Annotated in this window: 16 protein-coding genes and 1 tRNA gene; 11 read left to right on the forward strand and 6 right to left on the reverse strand. The window is 63.5% G+C overall.

The window, feature by feature from the left end:
- Positions 1 to 55: 55 nt before the first annotated feature.
- On the forward strand, positions 56 to 1,015 hold the full coding sequence (locus tag HCN58_RS09560) for a Bug family tripartite tricarboxylate transporter substrate binding protein (protein ID WP_171579102.1): 960 nt from the start codon (positions 56 to 58) through the stop codon (positions 1,013 to 1,015).
- 103 nt (positions 1,016 to 1,118) lie between these two features.
- Here HCN58_RS09560 and HCN58_RS09565 read toward each other — a convergent pair whose 3' ends face one another.
- Complete coding sequence (locus HCN58_RS09565) at positions 1,119 to 1,667, reverse strand: PRC-barrel domain-containing protein (RefSeq protein ID WP_171579103.1); 549 nt, start codon at positions 1,665 to 1,667, stop codon at positions 1,119 to 1,121.
- 571 nt (positions 1,668 to 2,238) lie between these two features.
- Between HCN58_RS09565 and HCN58_RS09570 the strand changes: the two genes are divergently transcribed.
- A tRNA-Arg gene (locus HCN58_RS09570) sits at positions 2,239 to 2,315 on the forward strand.
- A 364-nt stretch (positions 2,316 to 2,679) separates the two neighbouring features.
- Here HCN58_RS09570 and HCN58_RS09575 read toward each other — a convergent pair.
- The gene (locus tag HCN58_RS09575; protein WP_171579104.1) at positions 2,680 to 3,048 is read right to left on the reverse strand and encodes an antibiotic biosynthesis monooxygenase family protein; all 369 of its coding nucleotides are present in this window, start codon (positions 3,046 to 3,048) and stop codon (positions 2,680 to 2,682) included.
- Positions 3,049 to 3,146: 98 nt separating this feature from the next.
- On the opposite strand from HCN58_RS09575, the gene HCN58_RS09580 reads away from it, so the two are divergent.
- A complete protein-coding gene (locus HCN58_RS09580; RefSeq protein WP_171579105.1) occupies positions 3,147 to 3,617 on the forward strand; it encodes a MarR family winged helix-turn-helix transcriptional regulator in 471 nt (156 codons plus the stop codon).
- A 24-nt stretch (positions 3,618 to 3,641) separates the two neighbouring features.
- Here HCN58_RS09580 and HCN58_RS09585 read toward each other — a convergent pair whose 3' ends face one another.
- A complete protein-coding gene (locus HCN58_RS09585) occupies positions 3,642 to 4,604 on the reverse strand; it encodes an alpha/beta hydrolase (protein WP_171579106.1) in 963 nt (320 codons plus the stop codon).
- A 252-nt stretch (positions 4,605 to 4,856) separates the two neighbouring features.
- Between HCN58_RS09585 and HCN58_RS09590 the strand changes: the two genes are divergently transcribed.
- Entirely contained in the window at positions 4,857 to 5,099 is a 243-nt protein-coding gene (locus HCN58_RS09590) for a hypothetical protein (RefSeq protein WP_171579107.1), read from the forward strand.
- Positions 5,100 to 5,135: 36 nt separating this feature from the next.
- On the opposite strand, the gene HCN58_RS09595 is transcribed toward HCN58_RS09590, so the two are convergent.
- Entirely contained in the window at positions 5,136 to 6,983 is a 1,848-nt protein-coding gene (locus tag HCN58_RS09595) for a di-heme-cytochrome C peroxidase (protein ID WP_171579108.1), read from the reverse strand.
- Between the two features lie 238 nt (positions 6,984 to 7,221).
- Between HCN58_RS09595 and HCN58_RS09600 the strand changes: the two genes are divergently transcribed.
- On the forward strand, positions 7,222 to 7,944 hold the full coding sequence (locus HCN58_RS09600; protein WP_171579109.1) for an alpha/beta hydrolase family protein: 723 nt from the start codon (positions 7,222 to 7,224) through the stop codon (positions 7,942 to 7,944).
- Positions 7,945 to 8,082: 138 nt separating this feature from the next.
- Positions 8,083 to 8,817, forward strand: coding sequence for an aspartate/glutamate racemase family protein (locus HCN58_RS09605; RefSeq protein WP_171579110.1), 735 nt, complete (start codon positions 8,083 to 8,085; stop codon positions 8,815 to 8,817).
- Here HCN58_RS09605 and HCN58_RS09610 read toward each other — a convergent pair.
- Both HCN58_RS09610 and HCN58_RS09615 read right to left on the reverse strand, forming a co-directional pair.
- Positions 8,809 to 9,591 (reverse strand): SDR family oxidoreductase, encoded by a 783-nt coding sequence (locus tag HCN58_RS09610; RefSeq protein ID WP_171579111.1) that lies wholly within the window; start codon positions 9,589 to 9,591, stop codon positions 8,809 to 8,811. The genes HCN58_RS09605 and HCN58_RS09610 overlap by 9 nt on opposite strands.
- Positions 9,592 to 9,606: 15 nt before the next feature.
- On the reverse strand, positions 9,607 to 10,581 hold the full coding sequence (locus HCN58_RS09615; RefSeq protein WP_171579112.1) for a ketopantoate reductase family protein: 975 nt from the start codon (positions 10,579 to 10,581) through the stop codon (positions 9,607 to 9,609).
- A gap of 207 nt (positions 10,582 to 10,788) precedes the next feature.
- Here HCN58_RS09615 and HCN58_RS09620 point away from each other — a divergent pair, with 207 nt between their 5' ends.
- From HCN58_RS09620 to HCN58_RS09640, 5 genes are all read left to right on the forward strand, one after another.
- Positions 10,789 to 12,147: a Spy/CpxP family protein refolding chaperone gene (locus HCN58_RS09620; RefSeq protein WP_171579113.1), complete on the forward strand. Its 1,359-nt coding sequence runs from the start codon at positions 10,789 to 10,791 to the stop codon at positions 12,145 to 12,147.
- A gap of 76 nt (positions 12,148 to 12,223) precedes the next feature.
- Positions 12,224 to 13,021 (forward strand): enoyl-CoA hydratase-related protein, encoded by a 798-nt coding sequence (locus HCN58_RS09625; protein WP_171579114.1) that lies wholly within the window; start codon positions 12,224 to 12,226, stop codon positions 13,019 to 13,021.
- Positions 13,022 to 13,828, forward strand: a complete 807-nt coding sequence (locus tag HCN58_RS09630; RefSeq protein ID WP_171579115.1) for an aspartate dehydrogenase — start codon at positions 13,022 to 13,024, stop codon at positions 13,826 to 13,828.
- Between the two features lie 103 nt (positions 13,829 to 13,931).
- On the forward strand, positions 13,932 to 15,296 hold the full coding sequence (locus HCN58_RS09635; protein WP_171579116.1) for an FAD-dependent oxidoreductase: 1,365 nt from the start codon (positions 13,932 to 13,934) through the stop codon (positions 15,294 to 15,296).
- A gap of 190 nt (positions 15,297 to 15,486) precedes the next feature.
- Positions 15,487 to 16,491 carry an ABC transporter substrate-binding protein gene (locus HCN58_RS09640; RefSeq protein WP_171579117.1) on the forward strand — a complete coding sequence of 335 codons (1,005 nt, stop codon included), beginning with the start codon at positions 15,487 to 15,489 and terminating at the stop codon, positions 16,489 to 16,491.
- Positions 16,492 to 16,510 lie beyond the last annotated feature (19 nt).

A 16,510-nucleotide genomic window follows, 5' to 3' on the forward strand; every position in this document is an offset into this window, starting at 1 on the left:
AAAGTCTGCGAACAAAAATAAAAAAATCGCCGGCGACAATGGGAGGAGAGTTCTGGTGAAGATTACAAGACGCAACTTGCTTGCGGCGACAGCCGCGTTCGCGGTGACGCCGGCGCTGGCGCAGCCGGCCAAGAACATGACGCTGGTGGTGCCGTTCCCGCCGGGGGGATCGACCGACGCGCTGGCGCGGCTATTGCAGTCTCATCTGCAGACGAAGCTCGGCCGGACTGTGCTGGTGGAGAACAAGTCGGGCGCGGCCGGCTCGCTCGGCGCCGTGCAGGTCGCCAAGAGCGCGCCTGACGGCGCGACGTTTCTCGTGACTTTCGACTCGCACGCGGTGATCCCCTCGATCCTCGAAAAGCCGGGGCTGGATGTCGAGAAGGATCTGGTACCGGTGCTCCTGGTCGGCACCGCGCCTTACGTTGTTGCCGCGAATGCCGAGCGGCCGTACAAGAGCTTTGCCGACGTGATCGCGGCCTGCAAGGCCAATCCCGGCGCGGTGAAATATGCCTCCGTCGGCATCGGCACGCTCGGCCATCTCGCGATGACGGTGCTCGGCAAGAAGGCCGGCGTGGAGATCACGCATGTGCCCTACCGCGGCGGCGGTCCGGCCATGAATGACGTGCTGGGTGGCCATGTCGACCTCATCGTGGGCTCGGCGGCGCTCGTGACCGCGCAGCTCGGCACCAACATGCTGCGTCCCATCCTGCAATTGGGCCGCGAGCGGCTATCCGTGCTCAAGGATACCCAGACGGCGATCGAAGCGGGCTTTCCCGATTTCGAGACGCTCGCCTGGTGGGGCGTTTTCGCGCCGAAGGGGACGCCGGAAGATGTGATCGCCGGCATGGCGAAATCGGTGAGGGAGATTCTGAGCGAGCCGGCGGTAGCGGCGCAGCTGCGCGATACGCAGAACATGTCTTTGCTGCTCGCCGATGGCAAGGCGTTCTCGACCTTCTTCGCCAAGCAGGTGAGCATCTGGGGGCAGGTGGTCCGCGAGAACAACATCAAGGCGTAGGGTTGAGGGACGCACATCCGCGACACGGGACTCAACTTCCTTATCCGATCATGAAAAAGGCCCCACCAGCGTGGGGCCTTGATCAACTGAGCCCGTCGGAGCCTTAGTTGTAGTCTGAATATTTGAACTGCGGCATCGCCTTGAGCTGCTCCTTGGTGCCACTCATCACGGCGTGATCGGGCATCCAGTCGTTCGCATCGGCGCTGCGCGCCGTATTCGTCGTCGTGGCGCCCGTGGCCGCGCCGGTCGTGGTCTCGCGCTGCGTGCCTGCAGTGTCGCGCGTCGTGGTGCCGGGCGCGGTCGAGCTGGTACGGACCGGCTCCTCGACGAATTTCAGCTTGTCCATGGAAACGGCGATGTCGTGCTCGCCCATCCCCAGGAAGCCGCCGACGCCGATGACGACGGCATTGACCTTGCCGGTCTTGTCCAGGATCAGCTCGTTGATGTCGCCGAGCTTTTCATTTGCTTCATTATAGACGTCGAGGCCCATGAGCTTGGACGCGCGCCAGTTGCCCTTGAGCATCATCTTTTCCTGCGAGCCGGCGGTCGTCGCGGCGGGGGCGGCGGGCTGAGCCGTCTGCGCGGTCTGCGCATAGGCGGAAGCACTGAAAACGGCGGCACTCAAGAGAGCCGCGGCTAAGAGTTTCTGCATTTCTGTCCTCCTCCGAAAATCGGTCGATGCTCCTAGAACAGAACGCATGCGCGAATGTTCCTCTGCATCCGGGAGAAGTTTCGGAACGACGTGAGGATGCGGCGCGACGATGCCTTATTTTGCCGGTTTCTTGCTGCGACACCAACGCATCGGTACGCGCTGACGTCTAACCCGTTCCCGGGCATGGGCGCTCTCCTATGCCGCGCCCTGTCCGAGTCCGTCAAACCAAGCAAGCGAGGCGGGTTTCACGGTCTGCACTTCGCGCCTCGTTGCTTAAACCGCGGTGTCCGCTTTGTCCGACTGTGTCATTGCCCGGTCACGTCCCAAAGCCAAATCAGCCGTATGCTGAAGCGGTATGGCCGCAAACAAGGTAACGGCGGTACACGGGCGCAACAGGCGCAACTGGAGCCGTCGGCGGACGGCTCCTCTTTGGCTTCCGGTCCGATCGCCGAGATACTCCGACCGAACCGGCACTTTTCGCGCCACCCAGGAGGTCGGTCCGGAGGGCTGGCGATGCCAGGCTTGCTTTGCTATGAAGCGTCCAAGCACCTGCCTCGCCACGCGGGTCCGCGGTCCCGTAGCTCAGCCGGATAGAGCGACGGTTTCCTAAACCGTAGGTCGGAAGTTCGAGTCTTCCCGGGATCGCCAGCACGCTCCGGCTCTATAAATGCGGATCGTCCGCGGTTCGAGCCAGCTCATGACAGACGTCGTAACTGTCACTCCGAACCCACCGCGATCAGCGGCATGCGCTTGATCTTTGCGCCGATTACTGCGCCCGGCGCTTTCCCGCCAAAGCGAAACCCCAGCCTCCCGCCGCCATCAGCGCCGGAATCAGCAACAGAAAACCCCACGGTATCGCCGTCTTGACGGCCGTAACGACGCCGGGGAGGCGAACAACTCGCTGAGCGCGGTCGACAGCCAGAAACTCGCATTCGTTACGAGCGCCACCATGCCGGCCACTGTATGAACGATCTTGATCATGGCTTCGATGCTTCCTGTGGGCTTGCTTCGGCTATGCGACGCAGACGCCTGGTACCGCGACCTTCTGGAACAGGTGTGGGGAGGCGACGGCCGAGGACGGATAGGCGGAGAGCTTTGCCCTGAATTCCGGATGCGTGAATGCGGCCCGGAAGGCGGCGGTGGATTCCCACACCGCGCAGTTCAGGTAGGTCGGGCTTTCACCGATTGCGCGGTGAAGCTGGGTCGAGATGAAGCCGGGCTGGCGCTTCATGAATGCCGCGTCGGCCTGCCAGGTTTTCAGGAAGGCCTGCTCGTCGGCCTTGTCGAGCGTGAAGAGGTTTACCAGCACGACCGAGGTGGCTTCGATTGCGATCTGGCGGTCGATCGGAAACGCGGGATCAAGCGGGCGCATGAGGGACATGATGGCTCCTGTTTCGCTGTGGATATATGATGTCAACATGGTACGATAGCGTCATACGTGGTTGACATCATAATGTCAATACAGTTTTATGGTGACAAATGCGCGCGACCAAGCGAACCCCGGCCGGCGATGCCTTGACCGAATTCATCCTTGACCTGTTCAGGCTCAACGGCCTGCTTTTGACGGCGGGGGACCGCCTGGTGGCCCGGCTCGGGCTGACAAGTGCGCGCTGGCAGATCCTCGGCGCGATCGTCGCCGCGGAGCGGCCGCAGCCGGTGGCATGGCTCGCGCGCGATCTCGGCGCCAATCGCCAGAACGTACAACGGATCGTCAACGACCTGGAGAGGGAAGGACTCGTCGCGTTCGAGACCAACCCGCATCACCGGCGCGCGCAACTCGTCATTCTGACGGACAAGGGAAGGCAGACTTACGAGGCGGCCGGACTTTTGCAGGCTCCTTGGGTCAACGGCCTGTCGCAGGGGCTTTCAGTCAAAGAAATAGAAGCTGCCCACCGCGTCATCGCGGCGCTGCGACAGAAACTGGATGGCGAGGATGAACCTCAAGCGTGAATGTCGTCCGACCCAGTGACCTTCTTACGCACCCTTCTCGAGCAACACCTTGAAATCCGCCCGTGCGCGTTGCGCTTCGCGCTTGGCGGTCTCTGATGCCTCGCCGAGACCGAAATAGCCATGGATCAGGCCGAGGCCGTCATAATAGCTGGTCGGCACGCCGGCCGCCTTTAGGGCGTCGGCGTAGGCCTTGCCCTCGTCGCGCAAGGGATCGAACCATGCGGTGCAGACGATCGCCGGCGCTACGCCGGCAAGGTTTTTGGCGCGTAGCGGCGAGACGCGCCAGTCGGTGCCGTGCGTTTTGTCTTCGAGGTAGTGGCCGCAAAACCATTCCATGGTGGCACGGGTGAGGAAATAGCCTTCGGCGTTCGCGCTGCGCGAAGGGAAGCGGGCGTTTTCCGCTGCGTCTGCGAAATTTCCGGCGACATCGGTGACGGGATAGACCAGGAATTGCGCAGCCAGCCTGATGCCGGCGTCGCGGCAGGCGATCGCGGTGGCGGCCGCCAGATTGCCGCCCGCACTGTCGCCGGCGACGCCGATGCGCGCGGCATCGCCACCGAATTCGGCGATGCGGGCGATGACGTCCTGTGTGGCCGCGAAGGCGTCCTCGAAGGCGCCGGGAAAGCGCACCTCGGGCGGGCGGCGGTAATCGACCGAGATGACGACGGCGCCGGTCTCGATCGCCAGCCAGCGCGCCTGCCGGTCGTGGGTCTCCAGATCGCCCGCAACCCAGCCGCCGCCATGAAAGAACACGACGGTCGGCGATCTGTCGTTCGAGTTCCGGTAGGCCCGCGCAGCAAGGAACCCAGCCGCGCCTTTCACCTTGATATCTTCCGTGCTCATCACCGGAGGCGGAGGAACCGCCGCGCGCGAGGCCGCCAAAGCGCGAAGCGCATCGCGCGCGCTCTGCGGCGTCATCGTCGCGGGATCGCGCAGCGGCAGCAGCGGAATGATCTGGGCGACGACGGGATCGAGCGGCGGAATCATGCGAGGCCTCTGTGCGGAACAGCGCGCCAGCATAGGTAACGGGCGCGGCTGCCGCAATTGCGGCGTTAGGCGCAAGCAGGCGTCCAGCCAAGCCGGCAGATTTTCCTTCAATTGATAAGAATTCCCGGGAAGCGGATGCGCGGCGCGCGGCGATCGAATCGCGGTCCGTTTACTTCTGGTTATCCTTAAACCAGCGTGCGCGGGGAACGGGCGGACGCGCCGATCATTACACCTTTCAGACGGAGTGATGCGATGGATCAAATTTCCGGAATGGATCGGGCGCTCGATGAAATGCTGGTGCATCTCGGCGGGATGGTGCTGAAACTTTCCAGGCCGCAGGTAACGCGAACGCCCGAAGAGCGGCGTGCGCTGGCGTGTTCGGTCAACCAATATTCGGTGTGCGCGGCGCGCTCGGGTGATCCGCGCGTGCACCAGCTCAAGGCCGAGCTTGAGGAAACGATCAAGCCACATTTGCGGCTGGTCGCCAGCCGGTAAGCCAGCCGTTCGATTCCGTAACGTTGCTCGAATGACTCAGAGCGTCTTTAGGTATTCGATCAGCGCCTTTCGATCGTCGGCCGACAGCTCCGGTCCGATAACGCCCTTGATTTCCTTGTCCTTGCGGTAGTCCTTCCTGAATTCGTGGCCCCGGTTCGAGTTGCCGCGAATCGAGGTGTCGAGTTCGAAACCGTTCTTGAAGGGCTCGGTCTTATAGCCAAGCTTCACCGGATCGTACTCGCGGCTGCCGAGGTAGAATTTCGTCGGTCTCTTCTCCGGATCGCCGAGCAGATCGTCGATGGTCGGCACCGAACCGTTGTGCAGATAGGGCGGCGTCGCCCAGATGCCGTTCAGCGGACGGACCTTGTAGGCCAATTCGCCCCTGAGTTCGTTCGGCATGTATCCGTCGATCCGCTTCCGGTCAGCGGGACTGACCGGCGGCTTCTTCTGGTCGAAGATGCTGTTGACGGTCTTCTCGACGAGTTCGCCGAGTGCGAATGCGAAGCTGGAGTTCTTGATGCCCAGATTTTCAGGAACCGCGACCGTTCGGGCGAGCATGTCTGCCGCCTGTGCGGGATCGGTCCCGATATGCGAGATCGGAACATTCTCGACCTTGAGGATCGCTTCGCCGGCCTCGTTCTTCCTCCACCAGTCCTTGTTGTTGAAATCGTAGAATGCTTCGCTCGTCACCGGCGGCCGGTGACACTCCTGACAATGGATCTTGTAGAGTTCGGCGCCCCGATCGGCCAGCTTCTGGTCGATCGGCGGCAGGATGTCGCCCGGCCATTTCGGGGATCGGAGACCTGAAAACCCGTCCTTGGCACTCGGCGGGGCGTTGCCCCTGATCATCTGCTCCATCTCGTAGAGCGTCTCGACGTTGACGCTCGACTTGTAGAGTCCCTTGGACGGCTCGGTCAGATTGAGCTCGGCCGACACGCCGAGCGATTCGCCGGCATTGCGCACCATCGGCTGCATGATAGAGCCGTTATACTGCACCCAGTCGAACCATGACGTGTTCCAGATCCGGGGAAAATGCACCGGCGCGGAGGAGCCGGCGTAGTTCTCCGGCTTCTTCAAATCGAGTGAAAACACCTGATTGCCGATCCGGTTGAGCGCGTCGAGCCGTCCGTAACCTTCCAGAATGCTCTGCGAGGCGACGCGTTCTTCCAGATTTTTGACCTGCTTGTATTGGACAAGAACCTGGTCGAGCTGGTTCTTCAGCGTCTCGCGGTCGTCGATTGTGGATTCCGGACCCAAGATGCGCTCGGCGAAACGGCTGAAGCGGCCGGGCCAATAGCGCGTCAGCAGCAGCGAGACGCCCATGCCTTGTTTCATCTTGAACAGGTCGGTCAGCGCCGGTCCGCCGTCGATGACGACAGCGGTGTCCTTGTAGGTGAAGCTGCCGGTGTGGCAGGCCGCGCAGGTCAGGCCGACGCCGGTCATGTCCTGCTTGTTGCGCGGGTTCTTCCACGGCGCGCCGGTCGGGTCCAGCATCGGTCCGCCCTGCGCGAAGCCGATCGGAAGCGCCTTCTTGCCGGGGATGACGGTATCGGCAATGAACCCGTAGCGATCGAGATAGGCGGTCTCGCTGAACAGGCCGACTTCGGTGAACAACAGCCAGGGAATCGTCGGCTGCTCCAGCGCCATGAACCATTCGTAGGGAAAGCCGAAGGTCCGCGTTCCCTGATCGGCGTGATAGAACCAGCTCAGCTTTTCCTTGGCGACGCCCTGATCGAGCCAGACGGTTTTCTTCGGTGTGGGATGCTCCACGATCTTGACGTGAAGATCCTGCCAGAGCTTGGTGATGTCGTCCCTGACGGCGGCGTAACCGATGCCGACGACCGCCAGCGCGATCACAATTTTCGCAATCCTCCAGCCCCGCATGGCCTGCCCCTTGTCAAAACCGCGCTGGTGGCGCGCAATATCCGTCTGCTATCAAAAAACGCCGCAAGGCGAATCGCCCTCGGCGTGCGATCGAATAAGATGCCACCTTATAGTCGCGCCATGGGCCTGTCCATAAATCCGGTTGTTCGGGCCTGCAGTGATTTCGGTCGGATCATCTCCCGCCGGGATTTTTCCAGTATAGAGTGCCGATCATGCAATTGAATGTTGGCCAGTTCACATGACGGCAGAAGCGGCGGAACGCTTGCGAATCGAGATCGGCCCCGATCAGGCGGTTTCCGGGCTATTGGCGCAGCCGCCACAGCCCCGCGCCTGTTACGTGTTCGCGCACGGGGCCGGCGCGGGCATGACCCATTCGTCGATGGAAACGGTTGCGGCTGGTCTTGCCGAGCGCGGCATCGCGACGCTGCGCTATCAGTTTCCCTATATGGAGAAAGGCGGCAAACGGCCCGATCCGCCCGCGGTTGCGCATGCCGCCGTACGAGCGGCCGTGGCTGAAGCCGGGCGACGCTTTCCCTCGCTGCCGCTGATCGCGGGCGGCCGATCGTTCGGCGGACGGATGACGTCGCAGGCGCAGGCGCTTTCGCCGTTGCCCGGCGTTGGCGCTCTCGTGTTTCTCGGCTTTCCCTTGCATCCGGCCGGAAAACCTTCCAGCGAGCGCGCCAGGCATCTCGCCGACGTCACAATCCCGATGCTGTTTTTGCAGGGCACGCGCGATGCGTTGGCCGAGCTGAGCCTGCTCGAGCCAGTCGCCAAAAGCCTGGGTTCGCGCGCGACGCTGCATTTGCTTGATGGCGCCGATCATTCCTTTCATGTGCTGAAGAGTTCGGGACGGAATGATCGCGCGGTGATGGACGAGGCGCTGGACGCGTTCGCCGCGTGGGTAGACGACACTGTCGGTTTATCTCTCAGATGTCGTCCCTGCGAACGCAGGGACCCATAACCACGACTGTTCATTGTTGAAGAAAGCCGGCTCGTGCCCTTTCCGTTGGCCGCGGCGTATGGGTCCCGGCTCGCGCTTCGCTTGGCTGGACGACGGGGAAAAAGTTGCGCTCCGCACCATCCTGGTTACCATGCATCCATGACAAAAATCCTGATCGTCAATCCGAACACGACCGTCTCGATGACTGAAACGATCGGCGCCGCCGCGCGCGCCGTTGCAGCAGCAGGCACCGAAATATCCGCCGTCACGTCGGCGATGGGGCCGGTCTCGATCGAAGGATACTACGATGAGGCCTTTGCCGTGCCCGGCCTGATTCAGGCGCTGATGAATGCGCCGGATGCTGACGCTGGCATCATCGCCTGTTTCGACGACACCGGGCTCGACGCAGCGCGATCGGTGGCGCGCTTTCCGGTGGTCGGTATTTGCGAGGCGGCGCTGGTGACGGCCGGCCAAATCGCAAAACGCATCGCCATCGTCACCACGCTGCCGCGCTCGATCGTGCCGCTCGAAGAGCTGGTGCGCCGCTATGGCTTTGCGGAGAGGGCGCAGGTCACCGCCTGCGACGTCGCAGTGCTCGATCTCGAAAAGCCGGGCTCGGGTGCGGAAGCGAAGCTTGAAGCCGAGATTGCCCGCGCGCTCGATAAAGGCGCGGAAACGATCGTGCTGGGCTGCGCAGGGATGGCCGATCTCGCGCAAAAACTGTCACGGAAATTCGGCGTTCCCGTTGTCGATGGCGTGGCGGCGGCGGTGAAGCAGGCCGAGGCGCTGGCCGGCTTGAAGCTGACGACATCTCGCCGCGGTTCATATGCATCGCCGGGCGCTAAGAATTACATCGGAATACTGCAGCCGTTCGCGCCGAAACTCTCAGGCTGACGCCGGCGCGCCGTAGATCTTGTCGCGCAGCCGGCGCATGCCGGCGAGCCAGCGGTCGCGGTTGGAGGCCTTGCGCAGCATGTATTCGGCGACCTGCGGGTGCGACAGGATGAGGAAGCGTTCTTCCGCCATCGCCTCGATCACCATGCGCGCCACTTCCGGCGGCTGCAGCACGCCGTCCACTCTCGCCGCGCTCGGGCCCGGCGTCGTCATGCCGGTTTGCACCGATTGCGGGCACAGCACGGAGACGCGGATGCCGCGGTCGCCATATTGAATGGCGAGATGTTCGGCGAGCGCCACGGCGGCGTTTTTGGTGACGCCGTAAGGCATCGAGTTCAGCGACGCCAGCAGGCCCGCCGCGGAAGCGGTGTTGAGGAGATAGCCGGAGCCCCGCGCGAGCATTCCGGGCACCAGCGCGCGGGCCGCGAATACATGGCTCATGACATGGACGCGCCAGCTCACCTCCCAGTCGGCGTCGGAGGCCGTCTCCTGTCCCTTGCGCGAGAGGCCGGCATTGGAGAAGAACACGTCGACCGGGCCATACTTGGCTTCGGCGGCGGCGATCAGCGCCTTGATGTCTTCCTCGAGCCCGACGTCGGCGGTGATCGGCAGCCCATCGATGTCGCCCGCGACCTTGGCCAGCTTCTCGCGCGAGGTTTTCAGATCGGCGACGACGACGCCACGCGCGCCGGCTTCCGCATAGGCGCGCGCCACCGCTTCGCCGATGCCGCTCGCGGCTCCCGTAACGACGCAGACCTTGCCTTTGACATGCATGATGCGGTTTCCTCTTTAGGTCTTGTACAGCCCCTTGTCGCGCGCCTGGCGGATGGCGAGCGCGGCCATCATGTCCAGCATCGGCGTCGAAATTCCGGCCGCGCGGGCGAAGGCAGCCGGCGCGCGAACCAGTACGTCGATCTCCATGGCGCGACCGAGCTCGTAATCCTGCAGGATGGAGGGCTTGTGGTCTGGCGCCGGGCCGGAACGCGTAACGCGCTTGACTTGCGGAAAGCAACTCTGCGCAACGCTGTTGGCCTCGTCGAGCAGGCGCGGCACGATGTCGGCGAGGTCAGGATCGTCGCGGACCGCCCGCGCGGTGTGCCCGGTCAGCAAACACAGCACCGACATCGACATGTTGGTCAGGAGTTTGGACCAGATCGTCTCCCTGATCTGCGTGACCTCGGGCGAGTCGATCGCGGCGTCGTTCAGCGCGGCGCGCAGCTTCGCGACGCGCTCGCTGGCGCGATCATCGCATTCGCCGATCAGGAGCCGGTTGCGCTCGGGCGAAAGGTTAGCGACCACGCCGGGCGCCAAGACTTCATTCGACGAGAACACCACGCCGCCGACGATATGCTTTTTCGGGATCGCCGCGCGCAGGCGCCCGCCGGGATCGAGGAAAGCCAGATCCGGCACCGGCGGATGGCTTGGCGAGAGTCCGATATCGTACCACCAGGGAATGCCGTTCTGCGCGAACACCACGGCGGTGTCGTCGCCGAGCAGCGGCTGCAGTCCAGCGGCGAGGCTGGCGAGGCTTGTTGCCTTCAGCGTGCAAATCACGGCGTCATGCCGGCCCAGCGCGGCGGGATCAGTGGATGCGCTGACCTTCGCCTTGAACTCGCCATTTCCAACCCGCAGCGTCAGCCCGTTGGCTTTCACGGCATCCAGATGCGCACCCCGCATCACGCAGGAAACGTCATGTCCTGCCAGTGCGAGCCGCACCGCAAAATGGCTGCCGACGGCGCCCGCACCGAAAACGCAAATCCGCATGGATGGGAAATCCTGTTGGGGGAAGGAGTGCCGTTGCTAGTTTTCACAAGCCTCGCCCGGACGCAACCGGTCCGCCGCACAGGGCGGCTTGCGAAGGGCGCGGCCTTGGAGGCGAGGGGAACCCTGCCGTTCAGTCCGCGTTCATCCACGTGTCCTCAAGCTTGCGGCATAGCGACAATGGGACGTGCGACGATGATGAGACGTGCCATGTCAAAGATCACGCTGGCAATTGCCGCCATTGTCTTCGCAACGGCGCTGTGCGTGGCGGACTTCGCGATCGCGAAAGGCGGTCATGGAGGCGGCCACGGCGGTGGCCGCGGCGGCGGTCATCATGGCGGCGGCCATCGTGGCGGAGGTCACGGCCATCATTTCGGCGGACGGCATCATGGCGGCCATTTTCACGGCAGAGCGGCGCATTTCCGCTCGTTCTCCACACACCGTTCATTCTCCGCACATCGCATGAACTTTGCCGCGAGCGGCCGTGCGTTGAACTCGCGCGCCCTCGCGCGCAGCTATCGCCACACCGCTGCCCTGCACAGTCCCGCCATGCGCGCCAGCGTCACCGCAGGCGCGGCGCTGGCAGGATGGCAATATGGACGCGGCAGAGGCGGCGGATGGTGGCGACACGGCAATGGCGGATATGGCTGGGTCGGACCGCTGTTCTGGCCGTTCGCCTATTACGACCTCTACGACTATACGCTGTGGGGACCGAGTGTCGGGGCACCGTTCTGGTACTATGGCTACGACGATATTTATGCCGGCCTATTCGGGCCCTACGACTATGAGGGTCTTACGGGCTACCTGCCGCCGCGCGGTTCTCCCGGTGCCGGGTCGGACCGACTGGCGCTATTATGCGGTGAGGACAGTCGCGAAATCGCAGGACTTCCGATCTACCTGATCGCGCAGACGATCGACCCTACCGAGGCGCAGCGCGCCGCGCTTGACGATCTCGCCAATGCGTCGGTGACGGCGGCACAGAAGATCAAAGCGGCGTGTCCGACTTCGATTGCGTTGACGGCGTCCGGCCGTCTTGCGTCGATGCAGCAGCGCATTGAAGCGATGATCGCGGGCGTCGCTACCGTGCAGCCGGCGCTGGACAAGTTTTACGGTCTGCTGAATGACGAGCAGAAGGCGCGGCTGAACGCCGTCGCGGAGGAGCAGGAAAGGAAAGCCGAGCGGCGCGGCAGAAGGTCGTTGGTGCGAGCCTGTGACGTCACGCAATCCTCTAGCTTGCGATGGCCGACCGAGGAGATCGAGGCGCGGCTGCGCCCGACCGACGTGCAACGCACGGGCCTTACGGCCCTGCAGAATGCGAGCACCAAAGCTAGCGAGATGCTGAGCGCATCGTGCCGGGCCGAGGAAGCCGCCACGCCATCCGCGCGGCTTGCGGCGGCCGGCAAGCGGCTCGATGTCATGCTGCAGGCGGTCAAGCAGGTGCGCACCGCGCTTGATGATTTCTATGTGACCTTGAACGACGAGCAGAAAGCCCAGTTCGAGGCGATCGGCCCGCGGCGAACCTCCTTTGCCGACCGGGCCGATACGACGCGGCGGTACGGCCGAAGATAATCCGGCGGCCGTGACAGCACCCGCGATCCCGGCCTATTGTTCGGCATAACAAGATGCCGAACCAAGGGGCCGCCGAATGACCGCCAATCCGGTTTTGTGGAATCTCGATGCGCGCGGTGTCGCCACCGTCACGCTCAATCGCCCGGAAGTGAATAACGCCTATGACGCGGGCCTGATCGGCGGCCTGCTCGCGGCGATGGACGACCTCGGCAGGCAGCAAAACCTTCGCGTCGTCGTGCTCAAGGGAAACGGCAAGCATTTCCAGGCCGGCGCCGACCTGAAGTGGATCAACGGCGTGCGGCCGAAATCGACTGAAGAGAACGAGGCGGTGTCGCGCGCGACATTCGAGGCCGTGCAGCGGCTGAATACACTGCCGATCCCGACGGTGGCCCTGGTGCAGGGTGGCTGCTTTGGCGGCGGCACCGGCGTGATCTCGGCGTGCGACGTCGTGATCGCGGCCGACAATGCGCTGTTCTCGATCACCGAAGTGCGATGGGGCCTGACCGCCGCGATCATCATCCCCCAACTCTGTGACGCCATCGGCGTTCGCCAGGTCCGCCGCTATGCCCTGACCGGCGAACGGTTCGGTGCGGACGAGGCCCGCCGTATCGGCCTCGTGCATGAGGTGGTACCGCTGGCCGAACTGGAATCCGCTGGCGCCAAGGTGGTCGAGCAACTGCTTGCTAACGGGCCCGAAGCGCTCGCGGAAACCAAGCGGCTGGCGATGGAAAGCTCGTTCGGCGGCATGAGCGTCGATGACGAGGCTTACGCGCGGCTCGTGAAGATGCATTCGGCGCGGCGGCAGACCAAGGAGGCGTCGGAAGGGCTGGCGTCGTTTGCGGAGAAGCGGGCGGCGAATTGGGGGGCAGGGTAAATGTGTTCCAAACGCATCGCCATTGCCGGACTGGGTGAGATCGGCCGAACGGTGGCGCGCAACCTTGCGCAGGGAATGCCGGGTCTCGTTCTCTCCGGCATCGCGACAAAGGATCGGATGAAAGCGCAGGCCTGGCTTGACCGCGAGAGCATTCCGTGTCCGCTGGTTTCGCTCGATGAACTGCCCGGCCATGCCGACCTGGTCGTCGAATGCGCGCCGGCTGATATCCTCGACCAGATCTGCCGGCCGATGCTGAGTGCCGGAAAGCAGGTGATGGTGCTGAGCGCCAGCGCGCTATTGCCGCGTCCCGATCTCGTCGGTCTGGCGCGGGCGCATGGCGGTCAGATCATCGTGCCGACCGGCGCGCTGATCGGCTTCGATGCGGTTTCGGCGGCCGCCGAAGGCACCATCCATTCGGTGCAGATGGTTACGCGCAAGCCACCCGGCGGTCTTGCCGGCGCGCCCTATCTCGTCGAGAACGGGATCTCTATTGATGGACTGACATCGGCGCTGTGCGTTTTCAAGGGCTCGGCGCGCGATGCGGCTGCCGCCTTTCCGGCCAACGTGAACGTAGTGGCAGCGTTGTCACTGGCCGGCATCGGGCCCGATCGCACCACGATCGAAATCTGGGCCGATCCGGCGGTGACGCGGAACTGCCATCAGATCCGGGTCGAATCCGACTCGGCCTCGTTCACCATGTCGATCGAAAACATCCCCTCGGAAAATCCGAAAACCGGCCGCATCACCGCGCTCTCGGTGATCGCGGCGTTGCGCAAGCTGACCTCGCCGCTGCAGGTCGGAACGTAAGCAACGGTTCCAGAAAGCTGATCGCGCTATTTGCTGGATTGTAGTCCGTTACGCATCAATTCATAGTGCCGGCAACAAGATCAACAGGGATAGACAGCGACCAGTGTCGGCCAAAACGATCGAAGAACCCGCGCGCCGGGTGCCAGTCTACGGCGAATATGAAGTTGCTGTCCTCGGTGGCGGACCTGCCGGCATTGCGGCCGCGGTCGCTTCCGCGCGCGCAGGCCGCCGCTCGCTGCTGATCGAGCGCTACGGCTTTCTCGGAGGCATGGGCACCGCCGCGGGTGTGACGAATTTCTGCGGGCTGCATGCCAATGTTCATGGCGAGATGCACCGCGTGGTGCAGGGCATCGCTTCCGATCTGCTGGCGCGGATCGACCAGCTGGATGGGCTGAATGCGCCGCATCTGATTCTCGGAAAAATCCTTGCGCAGGCCTATGACACCGCGGCCTACAAGATCGCGGCGGACGATCTGCTGGCGGCGCACAAGGTCGACATCCTCTTTCATGCACTGGGCGCCGGCGTGGTGATGGGTGATGAGAAGCGCATCCACGCGCTGATGATCGAGACCAAGGCGGGACGTCAGGCAGTACGCGCCGACATCTTCATCGATTGCTCGGGCGATGGCGATCTCGCGGCCTGGGCTGGCGCGCCGTTTGAAGTCGGCGACAGTGCCGGCAGCATGCTCTACCCCTCGATGATGCTCCGCCTCAACGGCATCGATCCCGAAAAGGCGGGCGATGCCTGGCGGACTATTCCGGCGCTGATGGAAAAGGCCGAAGCCGCGGGCACGCATCGTTTTCCGCGCAAGTCCGCGATCGTGCGGCCGCAGCGTTCCGGCATCGAGTGGCGGGTGAATTTCACCCAGCTCGCGCGCGAGGACGGCAGCGCGGTCAGCGGCATCGACCCTGATCAGATGACGCGCGGCGAGATCGAGGGTCGGCGGCAGGCCGTGCAAGCTTTCGAATTCCTGCGAACGGTGCCCGGTTTCGAAAAATCCTACATCGTCGACCTGCCGCCGCAGCTCGGCATTCGCGAGACGCGCCGTGTGGTCGGGGGCTACATGCTGTCGGGCGAGGACGTGCTCGGCTGCGCCTCGTTCGACGACTCAATCGGCGTCAATGGCTGGCCGATGGAACAGCATGTCGCCGGCGATGTCGTCTTCAAGTTTCCTCCGATCCCGGAATCGCGCGGCTTCAACGAACTGCCGTATCGCATGCTGGCGCCCGAGGGCATAGACAATCTCCTGGTGGCCGGCCGCTGCGCCTCAATGACCCATGATGGGCAGTCGGCGGCGCGGGTCTCCGGCGCCTGCTTTGTGATGGGGGAGGCGGCTGGGTCGGCAGCGGCGCTGGCGCTGTCGGGAAACACGATTCCGCGCGACATTGCGGTTGAAAAGTTGCAGCAGATGCTAAAACAACAAGGCGCGTTCATCGGCCGGGATCAGGCGGTGCCCCAGGGGTTATGAAGCCGTGCACGCCAGAGGATGGATATGTTTATGTCGTCCCTGCGAACGCAGGGACCCATAATCACAGGACTTGGTAATAGCAAAGCCGTTTGCCCTTGTGCTCGAAGAAAGGCCGCGGCGTATGAGTCCCTGCGTTTGCAGGGACGACCCGAATAGATAGGCTTTGACAAGAACAGGCGGAGGAAACCGGATGACGAAATTTGCGCGGCTTGCGCTGGCGGGCCTGTTGGCGATGGCGGCGGGCGGGGTCGCACGGGCTGATGATGCGTTGAAAGCCAAAATCGGCGTGCTCAGGCTGTCGTCGTCGGCACCGGTGTTCATCGCGCAGGACAAGGGCTATTTCCGCGAGGCCGGACTCGATATCGAACTGAAATTCTTCGACGCGGCGCAGCCGATTGCGGTGGCGACCACGTCCGGCGACGTCGATTTCGGCATCACGGCGTTTACCGCCGGGCTCTACAATCTCGCTGGCAAGGGTACGCTGAAGGTGATCGGCGGCATGAGCCGCGAGAAGGCGGGCTATCCCCTGATCGGCTACTTCGCCAGCAACAACGCCTATGCCGCGGGACTGAAGACGCCGAAGGATCTCGCCGGCAAGCGAATCGCGGTGACCCAGGTCGGCTCCAGTTTTCACTATTCGCTGGGGCTGCTCGCCGACAAATACGGCTTCAAGCTCGCGGACGTGAAGGTGATGCCGCTGCAGTCGCTGTCCAATGCCGCCGCGGCACTCAAGGGCGAGACCGTCGATGCGGCCTTGCTGCCGATCTCGACCGCGCGGTCGCTGGTAGATTCCGGCGGCGCGAAGTTTCTGGGCTGGGTCGGCGACGAGACGCCGTGGCAGCTGGGTGCGGTGTTCGCCTCGCCGAAGACGCTTGCCAACAAGGCGCTGGTGACAAAACTGCTCGCTGCGCTGGTGCGTGCCGACCGCGAATATCACGACGTCATCCTGGCTTCCGTGAAGGACGGCAAGGCCGAGATCAGCGACAAGACCAAGCCATTGCTCGAGATCATCGCGAAATACACCAATTTGCCGGTGGAGCAGGTGGTCGGCAATTGCGCCTATATCGATCCCGACGGCAAGCTCGACGTCAAGAACGTCGACAATCAGATCGCGTGGCTGCAGGAGCAGGGTTTTGTCGACAAGGGGTTTGCGGCGGACGCGATCATCGCGAAGGAATATGTGAAGGCGGATTGAGAGGCCAATGCCGTCATTG

Origin of the sequence: Bradyrhizobium australiense (assembly GCF_013114825.1) — a bacterium.
GTDB classification, from domain to species: domain Bacteria; phylum Pseudomonadota; class Alphaproteobacteria; order Rhizobiales; family Xanthobacteraceae; genus Bradyrhizobium; species Bradyrhizobium australiense.

Excerpts from the sequence above, each read along its gene's own strand:
- HCN58_RS09565 (WP_171579103.1), bottom strand. The coding sequence starts at position 1,667 with ATGCAGAAACTCTTAGCCGCGGCTCTCTTGAGTGCCGCCGTTTTCAGT.
- HCN58_RS09575 (WP_171579104.1), bottom strand. The coding sequence starts at position 3,048 with ATGTCCCTCATGCGCCCGCTTGATCCCGCGTTTCCGATCGACCGCCAG.
- HCN58_RS09580 (WP_171579105.1), top strand. The coding sequence starts at position 3,147 with ATGCGCGCGACCAAGCGAACCCCGGCCGGCGATGCCTTGACCGAATTC.
- HCN58_RS09585 (WP_171579106.1), bottom strand. The coding sequence starts at position 4,604 with ATGATTCCGCCGCTCGATCCCGTCGTCGCCCAGATCATTCCGCTGCTG.
- HCN58_RS09590 (WP_171579107.1), top strand. The coding sequence starts at position 4,857 with ATGGATCAAATTTCCGGAATGGATCGGGCGCTCGATGAAATGCTGGTG.
- HCN58_RS09595 (WP_171579108.1), bottom strand. The coding sequence starts at position 6,983 with ATGCGGGGCTGGAGGATTGCGAAAATTGTGATCGCGCTGGCGGTCGTC.
- HCN58_RS09600 (WP_171579109.1), top strand. The coding sequence starts at position 7,222 with ATGACGGCAGAAGCGGCGGAACGCTTGCGAATCGAGATCGGCCCCGAT.
- HCN58_RS09605 (WP_171579110.1), top strand. The coding sequence starts at position 8,083 with ATGACAAAAATCCTGATCGTCAATCCGAACACGACCGTCTCGATGACT.
- HCN58_RS09610 (WP_171579111.1), bottom strand. The coding sequence starts at position 9,591 with ATGCATGTCAAAGGCAAGGTCTGCGTCGTTACGGGAGCCGCGAGCGGC.
- HCN58_RS09615 (WP_171579112.1), bottom strand. The coding sequence starts at position 10,581 with ATGCGGATTTGCGTTTTCGGTGCGGGCGCCGTCGGCAGCCATTTTGCG.
- HCN58_RS09620 (WP_171579113.1), top strand. The coding sequence starts at position 10,789 with ATGTCAAAGATCACGCTGGCAATTGCCGCCATTGTCTTCGCAACGGCG.
- HCN58_RS09625 (WP_171579114.1), top strand. The coding sequence starts at position 12,224 with ATGACCGCCAATCCGGTTTTGTGGAATCTCGATGCGCGCGGTGTCGCC.
- HCN58_RS09630 (WP_171579115.1), top strand. The coding sequence starts at position 13,022 with ATGTGTTCCAAACGCATCGCCATTGCCGGACTGGGTGAGATCGGCCGA.
- HCN58_RS09640 (WP_171579117.1), top strand. The coding sequence starts at position 15,487 with ATGACGAAATTTGCGCGGCTTGCGCTGGCGGGCCTGTTGGCGATGGCG.